Annotated in this window: 8 protein-coding genes and 1 pseudogene; 4 read left to right on the top strand and 5 right to left on the bottom strand. The window is 41.0% G+C overall.

The genetic code is table 11. The annotated features are described in order from the left end of the window. Positions 1 to 181: 181 nt before the first annotated feature. The 5 genes and pseudogenes from HWQ37_RS26500 to HWQ37_RS26480 form a co-directional block, all read right to left on the bottom strand. Positions 182 to 319, bottom strand: a pseudogene (locus HWQ37_RS26500) (ABC transporter permease); the annotation flags it as partial. 36 nt (positions 320 to 355) lie between these two features. Beyond that, a complete protein-coding gene (locus HWQ37_RS26495; RefSeq protein ID WP_292753120.1) occupies positions 356 to 1,414 on the bottom strand; it encodes a methyltransferase in 1,059 nt (352 codons plus the stop codon). Between the two features lie 312 nt (positions 1,415 to 1,726). Then, a complete protein-coding gene (locus tag HWQ37_RS26490) occupies positions 1,727 to 2,752 on the bottom strand; it encodes an ABC transporter permease (RefSeq protein ID WP_292753117.1) in 1,026 nt (341 codons plus the stop codon). 337 nt (positions 2,753 to 3,089) lie between these two features. Continuing rightward, on the bottom strand, positions 3,090 to 4,742 hold the full coding sequence (locus HWQ37_RS26485) for an ABC transporter substrate-binding protein (protein WP_292753115.1): 1,653 nt from the start codon (positions 4,740 to 4,742) through the stop codon (positions 3,090 to 3,092). Between the two features lie 225 nt (positions 4,743 to 4,967). Continuing rightward, positions 4,968 to 5,843: a DNA adenine methylase gene (locus tag HWQ37_RS26480; RefSeq protein ID WP_292753112.1), complete on the bottom strand. Its 876-nt coding sequence runs from the start codon at positions 5,841 to 5,843 to the stop codon at positions 4,968 to 4,970. 291 nt (positions 5,844 to 6,134) lie between these two features. On the opposite strand from HWQ37_RS26480, the gene HWQ37_RS26475 reads away from it, so the two are divergent. From HWQ37_RS26475 to HWQ37_RS26460, 4 genes are all read left to right on the top strand, one after another. Then, complete coding sequence (locus HWQ37_RS26475) at positions 6,135 to 6,461, top strand: hypothetical protein (protein ID WP_190938999.1); 327 nt, start codon at positions 6,135 to 6,137, stop codon at positions 6,459 to 6,461. A 485-nt stretch (positions 6,462 to 6,946) separates the two neighbouring features. Next, on the top strand, positions 6,947 to 8,476 hold the full coding sequence (gene psbB, locus HWQ37_RS26470; RefSeq protein WP_292753106.1) for a photosystem II chlorophyll-binding protein CP47: 1,530 nt from the start codon (positions 6,947 to 6,949) through the stop codon (positions 8,474 to 8,476). Between the two features lie 96 nt (positions 8,477 to 8,572). After that, entirely contained in the window at positions 8,573 to 8,680 is a 108-nt protein-coding gene (locus HWQ37_RS26465; RefSeq protein WP_012409025.1) for a photosystem II reaction center protein T, read from the top strand. Positions 8,681 to 8,974: 294 nt separating this feature from the next. Continuing rightward, positions 8,975 to 10,162 (top strand): 30S ribosomal protein S1, encoded by a 1,188-nt coding sequence (locus HWQ37_RS26460; RefSeq protein ID WP_292753101.1) that lies wholly within the window; start codon positions 8,975 to 8,977, stop codon positions 10,160 to 10,162. The last annotated feature ends 71 nt before the right edge of the window (positions 10,163 to 10,233 follow it).

Here is a 10,233-nt window from a genome sequence, read left to right as displayed (position 1 = left end):
ACAATTTACGGAGCAGTCACAACGGGCAGTATTTGGCAATTCCTCAAACTAGAAGCACAAACATTGACAATTGATTTAAGCGAATATTATCTCAAAGATGTGAATAAAATTCTTGGTATTTTAGCCAGTGGTGTTTATCAAGAAAATTAACAAAATTTGAGAAGTAGTCAGAATTCTTTACTTAATACCGAATTCGCGGATCTACATAAGCGTTTAAAATATCAATCAAAATGCTGGCACTGACAACGATCGCACCAAAAAACACGAGTACTCCCTGGACTGTGGGATAATAGCGATCGGCGATCGCTTGATATAATCGCTCAACTTTTAAAGCAGCCGCCTAAAGAGCGATCGCCTACTCTGGCTTTCGACCAGTTACAATACCAAAACAACTAAAGGTTGGTTTAACTTCAATATCTACAAACCCAATCTCTAGCAACATGGTAGATAACTCCAAACCTGAATATTCTTGTCCGCCAGCAAGCCAAACCTGCATAATCACGTTGAACCCCGATGTAGATAATGGTAGTGTGCGATCGTCATTAAATAGTGGCTGGTGAATAATTATCCGTCCACCCGGCTCTAGACTATCAAAGCTTTTTTTTGTCAGAAAACGGTTTTTCTCAAGGTCGTAATTATGATATATCAGCGAATAAAAGTGCAAATCAGCAGAGGGTAAAGGATCGTTCCACATATCATAAACTTCAGTGGTGATTTGCTCCAACAGTCCATACTCGGCAATATACTCTTGGGCGATTTTGCAGACTGGTGCTAAGTCTAAAACCGTCGCTTTCAAGTTAGACCACTTGAGGGTTGCACCGATGCTGTGAGCGCCAGAACCCCCGGCAATATCTAGCATCTGTTTATTGCTAGAGAGGTCTAGAGTTTCAGGCCATGCCAACGCAGGAGGAACACTAATGGAATGCATCCCTTTTGTAAAAGTGCGGGTAACTTGCTCTTGGTCTTCTTGTTCGTGAACTTTGTAGATAGGACTAGTTTTATAAGCAGTAGGAGCATCTGTCAAGATAGCTTCCTTAATTCCGGGATAAGAGAAGCTATCATAGTTAGCAATTATGAAGTCTAACAGCCCGCAAAAAGAAGTAGGGCTAGTTTCAAGTAAATACTCATAAGCAACAGTCGTAAGGGAGTAGTACCCATCTTTTAGTTGGATAAAATCCATAGATGCACATACAGATAAAAGCGCCCCTGCTGCTCGTGGTTTCAGGTTGAGACTCTGGGAAATTTCTTCTAAAGTGCGTGGTATTTCTGCTATGAGTAGAAACAGTTTCAGTTCATGAGCAACTAGTAAAATGGGATTATAAAAAAGACCAAGGTAAGCATTCCAAACTTTTGTACCATCTGTTTGTGGCTTGTTAAGTTTGTTAATTGGCTCTTTACTTGTTGCTTGGGTCATTTTTGTTCTCCTAGTAATTGTAAAAATGGGTATTAGCAGTTATCTAAACTTTGTGGTAGGGGGCTAAATGCACAGAACCATTTTACAGTCTCCTGTGAAACTAACAGCAGCTTGCCAGTTAACCCACCCCAGAAGAAAATTACCAAGAATTAACAAGTTTAGGGGTTTAAGTCCCCCGGTTGAATAACCGGCAAGTTTTGGGTCAGGGTCTAAATCCCCGGACGCTAGTTCGCTCTTAGCGTCTCCCTTTGGGAGAAGACTCGCTAACACAAAACTTACTTGCGACTTGCGACTTGTTTTAATATTCCTTCGCTAATACCGAATTCGCGGATCTACATAAGCATTTAAAATATCAATCAAAATGCTGGCACTGACAACGATCGCACCAAAAAACACGAGTACTCCCTGAACTGTGGGATAATCGCGATCGGCGATCGCTTGATACAGTCGATTAGCCAAACCAGGCCAAGAAAATGTCACTTCTGTTAAAATCGCCCCACCCAACAGAGAGGCAAAAGTCAATCCCAACACTGTAATTACTGGGATTAGGGCATTCTTTAAAGCGTGGGAGGCTAAAATCTTATTTTCACCAATACCTCTAGCTCTAGCGGCTTCTACATAATCGGCTTGTAAGGTTTGCTTTAAATTCACTCGCACAATTCGCTCAAAAATCCCACTCAGCAAAATTCCTAATGTGAGACTTGGTAAAGCCAGATGGTGCAAAGATGTGAAAAACTGGGTGAAATTTCCACCGAGTAAGCTATCAATTGTATACAATCCGGTGACAGTAGTGGGAGCCGGAAGATTGGGTGGAAAGCGGTTGGAATTAGGAAACCAACCCAATTGCACTGAGAAAATCAACTGCAAAAGCATTCCCGCCCAAAACATGGGGAGTGCGTAAGTGATAATACCAAACAAGCGTCCACCGACATCAAAATATGTCCCAGGGCGAGAAGCCGAAAGAGTCCCAACCGCAATTCCGACAATCAGCGCAACTGCCATACTACATACTGCTAACTCCACCGTCGCTGGGAAATATTGCCCAATTATGTCCCAAACATTTTGTCCGCGACTCATTAAAGAGGTTCCCAAATCAAAACGCAGTAAGCTTCCCAAATAATTGAGATATTGCAACCAGAGGGGAAGATTTAAACCGAGTTGTTTTCGCAATTCCTCTTTAGCGGCTTCTGGCGCACGTCCACCGAGAATTGCATCTGCTGGATCTCCTGGTGTTGCTCTTAGTAAGAGAAATACAATAGTGATGATAGTTAATAGCTGAAGTGGTGCGAGAAGCAACCGAGAAACAATGTAATATTGTAAAGCTTTAGAACGAGACATATAGCAATCCTAAATCATTTGTGAAATCTTATCTTTCTAAACTTTGCGCCCTTTGCGTCCTTTGCGGTTCGTTAAACAAAATAATTTTCACAACTCAGATAGGATTTTTATAAGAAATTAAAAATATAATTTTTGAAAGAATTTTGTTTGTTAGTTTGATATAAACTAATCCTTTTAGTTAAGACTTAACTCTTGGTCAAAGTAGATTTTTTAACGAACCGCAAAGGACGCAAAGGAAGAGAAGGAAGAAATATCTACGTGATATAAATTGAATCCGAAATATGTTTACTTAGGAATCAAGAGTCAAAAGTAAGTATCTTGACTCTTGACTTTTTAACTACTTTTTAAGTGTTTGGTAAACCAGAATTTGAGTAGGATTAAGTTGTACACTACTAACACCTTTTTGGGCAAATACATAGTCTTTGTTTTGCCATAAGGGAATGTAAGGTACATCAGTAGTTTCTTGCGTTTGAATTTCTGCAAAAATTTTCTGACGTGCTTCCGGGTTTTGTTCTTTGCGTTGTTGATCGATCAGTTTATTGATGGCTTCGTTATAGTAGAACGAACCCTGAGTTTGACTGCCTCCATCTTCGCATCCTTTAGCAACTGAACCTTTGTCGCAAGCCAAAAACGGCTGAACGTAATTATCTGGGTCTAAAAAGTCTGGATACCAATCAAGTAAAGCTGCTGGATACAAACCCTTAGCAATGTCTTTAAAGAAGGCTGGCCCTTCGGCGGGAGTGACTTCAAATTGGAGTATTCCATCCATTTTGACATCGACAAGAGATTTGAGTGTCTGTGCTGCCAAACTCCGAGTAGGTGAACTAGAAGGATACCAAACTTGCACTTTTGCAGGGTTTTCTTTGGAGAAGCCAGCAGTAGTTAATAATTTTTTAGCTTGATCGAAGTTAGCATCGCCATATTTCTCTTTGAATAATGGCACAGAAACTTTAAATGTGGTGGGAATCATGCTATAAAGCGGATCTGCTTGACCAAGTAAGACTCGCTCGTTTAAAAGTGGACGGTCAATTATGGATGCGATCGCTTGTCTTACCTCTAATTTATCTAAAGGCTTTTGATTCCGGTTTAATACCAGATAACTTACCACACTACCCTCAGCTGCGATCGCTTGCCAATCTCCTTTTTTACCACCTTCTTCCAAACTGCGATTTTGATCTGGCTGTAGTGACAAATAAGCTACATCCACTGCACCTGTACGGAAAGCATTAAACAAATTAACCGGACTAGTTTGAATTTGGAGATTAACACCGTTGTTAGCTGGTTTTTTTCCCCAATACTTATCAAACACATCAAATCGGATGGAATCAGTACCATACTGTCCTAATTTGTAAGGGCCAGTTCCCACAAAAATATTCGGCTTGAATTTACCAGCACCGAGTTCGTAAGCTTTCGGCGAAACTGCACACACCCCAGGAAAGGCTAGTAGTGAAGGAAACGCTGAAAAGGGCTTTTTCAGCTTAATTGTCAACTCATACTCGCTTGTCGGTTTTATGGAATCTACTATATCAGTTAGTAAGAATGAGGGTTTTCCTTTATTTTGAATAAAGCGGTTGATGGTAAAGGCCATTGCTTGAGCATTAAAGGGAGTCCCATCGTGAAAAACTACTCCCTGACGTAAGGGAATGGTGTAAGTTAAGCCATCTTGACTGATTTTGGGTAATGCTGTCGCTAGTTGTGGCTTAATATCGGTGCTTCCTGGTTCGTAGTTGTAGAGGCGATCGCTCATATTAAACACCAAGCCTAAAGATGCTAACTCATAAGCATCAGCCGGATCAAGAGTTCTCGGCTTCGCTGTTGTACCGATAGTAATACGACCATCACCTGTAGGGGTATTTACAGAACCAGATGGTGGCGTAGTTGATTGCGGACGAGGAGTGCAGCTAACAACTAAAAATAAACATAGACAGAACAAAGATAGGAATTGCGTAATCCGACCCCACCGTTTCACGGACAAGGAAAACCATGTCATACAGTTAAATTTTACGTAACGAGTGGTCAGTTATTTTACTATATCTTCGCTAGTTTTATAGCATTGTTTACAATTAATTTCTAATTCACCCACTTTTGATACAGGATTTTGCTGTAATAAATATACATTAGACTTACTAAATAATAATACTTAGTAAGCAATCAATAGTGGATTCCCTTGAATGCTAACTATTAAATTTACATTGATTATTTTTTATAGAATTATTCAAACATTTAAAATTAACTGTTCAGATTTTTGATAAGTAGAGTCAAGAGAAGAGTAGTTTAATATAAAAATTTCTTTTCCCTTACACCGTTCGCCTTTAAAGTTATCTTGTTTGCTTTTTCCATTTTTTTGGTCGTCGGTTCTACTAATTGTATAATTCCATTTTTTATCGTGTATTTCAAATGCCCATTCATATAGTTTTCTAATTACGTCGCTATTATCATAAGTTATAAGAAATTTTATTCTTTGCTTATGTCTGTTTAATATTCGGCATAGCCTGAAATGATCGTCTATATAAAATGAATGAGTATAAAATTTATCTTGATCTGCATTGAAATAAGGAGGATCAATAAATAAAAAATATCCATCAGGTACAGATTCGATAACTTCTTCAAAGTCGAGATTAGTAATTTTAACGTTTTGAAGTTTCTCAGAAGTTCGGCGTATGTTTCTGGGCCAATTCTCTGGACGCATACTGTATTTTTCACCATATCCCCAATAACAGTTCTGATGCTTCATAATCCCAGAGTAGGAGGTTCTGTTTAGATAAAACCATCTACCAGCTTCTTCTAATTTATTTTGTGGTGTGAATTCATTTTTATAATATGTATGTCTTTCTTTAGTAGCAGATTCACCTTCTAAAAATTTTATTAATTCTTCGGGTTTATCTCGAATTATTAATAACGTATTTATTAATAATTCATCAATATCATTGAGCCAACTAATATTTACTTTATCTTTTACAAAAAATATAGACCCACCTCCTGCAAAAGGTTCAGCATAATAGGAGTGAGAAGGAATATGATTCAAAATCAAGTTCCGAGCATAAAATTTGCCACCAGGATATCTAAAAGGGGAATTTATACGCTTGTTCATAATTACCTAAAGTATTCATAAAATTATATTCATTCTTCGCTAACTTATAGTATAGGTAATCTATATGCCAACTTGATAATATAATAAATGTTTAGCTTGAAATCAGATATGATGTTCTTGTTATTTATAATCTAAGGTCAAGGAATGTAACTAATTATTTTTCCTGTTAAAGCGCATCAAATGAGACATTAAATTACCTTAATTTAAAATTTCATTAGTTATACATTAACAAATGAGATATGTAAGATATGGTAAATAGCAAATAGAAAGTCTAATAGTGAGACTAAAACAGTGAAGTATTTCTTTCTATCTGAGGGATGGGCAGTTGCAAGAGTCTGGGCATCTGATGGACTCTGGCAAATAACCGCATGGCGACGACAACCAGATATTCAGCGAATGAATATTTGTTTAGTCGAACAAAACGAATTGCTCTGGCTTTATCGAGTTGAAGAAGCCGTTTTAACCGTAGAAGTGAAGCCAACAACACCAGTAATTGCTAGTCAGACCATCGGCCAAGTAGTACTCAAGCGTCTAATGAGCGCCGAACAGGTAATTGAACGCCTGGGTACAGCTGAGACGAAGTGTCAACTGCAAAATATCCAGTTGGTGGTTCAGTAAATATTGGGCATGGGGACTGGGGAGCAGGGGGCAGGGGGCAGGGGAGGATGAGGAGTGAGGGGACAAGGAGATAAACAAAACTCCTAACTCTTAACTCTTAACTCCTAACGCCCAATCCCCTACCGAATAGTAAAGAAAAGATAAGCAAATTTAATCTGTGAGGGGTATTGGTAGCGAAAAAACTTACAGATGCTACGCGATCGCATCAATTTACACGCTTGCAAACAATTCCATCAATAGTTACACTTTTTAAAACATTCTCATTTTTGCTTGGCGATGGCTACCCTACAAGGTAAACCTCCCGAAGCGAGTAAGCATTGCCAAAGTACCCACGCTGTCTAACTATAAGACTAAGTTGTGGTAACACTCTGGCTCTGGCAATAACAAAAAACAAGAGAGAGTTTTCTGAATGGCGATTTTCGTCTCTCAGAATCTCAGTAAGAAAATTGCTTTGTAAACTAACTCATCGAGGAGGAGCGTAGTCGATGGGACTACCCTGGTACCGAGTACATACAGTCGTTCTGAATGATCCAGGGCGACTAATTTCTGTACACCTAATGCACACAGCCTTAGTAGCTGGCTGGGCTGGTTCGATGGCACTCTACGAACTAGCTGTTTTTGACCCTAGCGATCCAGTTCTCAACCCCATGTGGCGGCAAGGGATGTTCGTTCTGCCCTTCATGTCACGTTTGGGTGTTACTCAATCTTGGGGTGGTTGGAACGTTACTGGTGGACCATCAACTGATCCTGGCTTTTGGTCATTTGAAGGCGTTGCTGCGGCTCACATTGTTCTTTCCGGTCTGCTATTTCTAGCCGCCGTATGGCACTGGGTTTACTGGGATTTGGAACTCTTTAGAGATCCCCGCACTGGTGAACCCGCTCTCGACTTGCCAAAAATGTTTGGCATTCACCTGTTCTTATCCGGTCTACTTTGTTTTGGATTTGGTGCTTTTCACGTCACCGGACTATTTGGGCCGGGGATATGGGTTTCTGACGCTTATGGTATAACTGGCGCTGCCCAGGCAGTAGCACCAGAATGGGGACCCGATGGTTTTAATCCATATAACCCTGGTGGCATTGCGGCTCACCACATTGCCGCAGGTGTTGTTGGTATTATTGCAGGTTTATTCCACCTGACAGTTAGACCCCCCGAACGGCTCTACAAAGCCCTACGGATGGGGAACATTGAAACAGTACTTTCTAGCAGTATTGCAGCTGTCTTCTTTGCTGCTTTCGTTGTTGCTGGTACTATGTGGTACGGTAACGCCGCCACTCCCATTGAATTGTTTGGCCCTACCCGCTATCAATGGGATCAAAGCTACTTCCGTCAAGAAATTCAGCGCCGCGTCCAAACAGGCGTTGCTCAAGGTGAAACCCTAGATCAAGCTTGGTCGCAGATTCCTGAAAAATTGGCTTTCTATGATTATGTCGGTAATAGCCCCGCTAAAGGCGGTCTATTCCGTACAGGACCGATGGTGAAAGGTGATGGCATTGCCCAATCTTGGCAAGGTCACGCCGTATTCAAAGATTCTGAAGGACGGGAATTGAATGTACGTCGTCTCCCCAACTTCTTTGAAACCTTTCCAGTGATTTTGACTGATGCAGATGGAATTGTCCGCGCTGACATTCCCTTCCGTCGGGCAGAATCTAAGTATAGCTTCGAGCAATCTGGTGTCACCGTTAGTTTCTACGGTGGGAATCTGAATGGTAAAACCTTTACAGAACCAGCTGATGTGAAGAAGTATGCACGTAAGGCTCAAGGCGGTGAAATCTTTGAATTTGACCGAGAAACCTTGAACTCTGATGGTGTATTCCGCACCAGTCCTAGAGGTTGGTTTACCTTTGGACACGCCGTATTTGCTCTGCTGTTCTTCTTTGGTCATCTCTGGCATGGCGCTCGGACAATCTACCGAGACGTGTTTGCTGGTGTTGACGCGGATCTAGAAGAGCAGGTTGAGTGGGGTCTATTCCAGAAAGTGGGTGACAAGTCAACCCGCCGGAAAGAAGCCCTTTAATTTCAGTGCTGAGTTCTGAGTGCTGAGTTCCGAGTTAAGGCTCTGACTCAGCATTCAGAATTTTAACTAGTGGCTAGATAAAGAGGAAATCGTAATATGGAAAGCGTTGCGTACATCTTGATTTTTACTCTGTGTATAGGTACTATCTTTTTTGCGATCGCATTTCGAGAACCCCCTCGCTTTGAGAAACCAAAAGATAAGTAGATCCTATCCACAGACTTTTAAGCGGATTTAATCTTAATATCCGTTGCTACTAAGTATGGTGGCAACGGATATTATTGTATTCGTCCTTTGTTGGTTTTCACTACTAAGTAAATGACAAATCATTTTTATATTGTGATATAATTTCCAATCTTGGGAGTAGATATGTGTTAATGCTAGCTTTTCTGCGCTAGGATGAAAAAGGATGTTTTGTGTAAGCTGCCATAGAACTGCTTACATAACGCATCGCGCTTGTCGCACCACCTTTACGGAGACTAGAACCAGGAACAAATCAGCATGGTCAATCAGAATTTAACCGCTACAGAAATTGGATTCACTCACGAAGATTTCGCTGCTCTACTTGACAAATACGATTATCATTTTAGCCCTGGCGATGTTGTGCCAGGAACAGTTTTCAGTATAGAGCCGCGCGGCGCTCTGATTGACATTGGTGCTAAAACCGCAGCATATATACCTATACAAGAAATGTCTATTAACCGGGTTGATGCCCCGGAAGAAGTCTTACAGTCAAACGAAACGCGCGAATTTTTCATCCTTACCGATGAAAACGAAGATGGTCAATTAACCCTTTCCATTCGCCGTATTGAATATATGCGGGCTTGGGAACGTGTACGACAGCTGCAAGCAGAAGATGCTACTGTCCGTTCTGGCGTATTTGCAACCAATCGCGGCGGAGCATTGGTACGGATTGAAGGATTACGTGGCTTTATTCCAGGTTCCCACATTAGTACCCGCAAACCTAAAGAAGAATTGGTAGGCGAAGATTTACCATTGAAATTCTTAGAAGTAGATGAAGAACGTAATCGCCTCGTTCTATCTCATCGTCGGGCGCTGGTTGAACGCAAGATGAACCGTCTAGAAGTCGGCGAAGTAGTAATTGGTACCGTTCGTGGGATCAAGCCCTACGGTGCTTTCATCGACATTGGCGGCGTAAGTGGTCTACTGCATATTTCTGAGATTTCTCACGAACATATTGATACACCTCATAGCGTGTTCAATGTCAATGATGAAGTAAAAGTTATGATCATTGACTTGGATGCAGAAAGGGGTCGCATCTCCCTATCTACCAAGCAGCTAGAACCCGAACCCGGCGACATGATTAAAAACCGGGATTTGGTCTACGATAAGGCAGAAGAAATGGCTGCTAAATATCGTGAACAGCTATTAGCCAAGCAGCAAGGTGCTACTGCTGCGGCGGCTGCACCTACAGAAGTTGTAGCAGACGAAGATATTCCACCAGCAACAGAACTTGACGAAGAAGTTCCACCAGCAACAGAACTTGAAGAAGAAGTTCCACCAGCAGCAGAACTTGAAGAAGAAGTTCCACCAGCAGCAGAACTTGAAGAAGTAATTCCAGTAGTTGCGGAAATTGAAGAAGAGATACCAGCAGCTACGGAAACTGAAGAAGAAATTCCAGCAGCTACGGAAACTGAAGAGGCAATTCCAGCAGCTATTGAAGAATAATAGATTTTTTATAGTTTTACTTGTCTTGAAGTAAGAGTATTAAATTATTTTATAAAGAGGGAAAAACCCTC

It is taken from the genome of Nostoc sp. NMS4, assembly GCF_017115095.1.
GTDB lineage: Bacteria > Cyanobacteriota > Cyanobacteriia > Cyanobacteriales > Nostocaceae > Nostoc.
The sequence above is the reverse complement of the archived record's forward strand: the minus strand, read 5'-3'. Positions and strand labels throughout refer to the sequence as shown.

Coding starts and splice junctions, on each gene's coding strand:
- HWQ37_RS26495 (WP_292753120.1), bottom strand. CDS start 1,414: ATGACCCAAGCAACAAGTAAAGAGCCAATTAACAAACTTAACAAGCCA.
- HWQ37_RS26490 (WP_292753117.1), bottom strand. CDS start 2,752: ATGTCTCGTTCTAAAGCTTTACAATATTACATTGTTTCTCGGTTGCTT.
- HWQ37_RS26485 (WP_292753115.1), bottom strand. CDS start 4,742: ATGACATGGTTTTCCTTGTCCGTGAAACGGTGGGGTCGGATTACGCAA.
- HWQ37_RS26480 (WP_292753112.1), bottom strand. CDS start 5,843: ATGAACAAGCGTATAAATTCCCCTTTTAGATATCCTGGTGGCAAATTT.
- psbB (WP_292753106.1), top strand. CDS start 6,947: ATGGGACTACCCTGGTACCGAGTACATACAGTCGTTCTGAATGATCCA.
- HWQ37_RS26465 (WP_012409025.1), top strand. CDS start 8,573: ATGGAAAGCGTTGCGTACATCTTGATTTTTACTCTGTGTATAGGTACT.
- HWQ37_RS26460 (WP_292753101.1), top strand. CDS start 8,975: ATGGTCAATCAGAATTTAACCGCTACAGAAATTGGATTCACTCACGAA.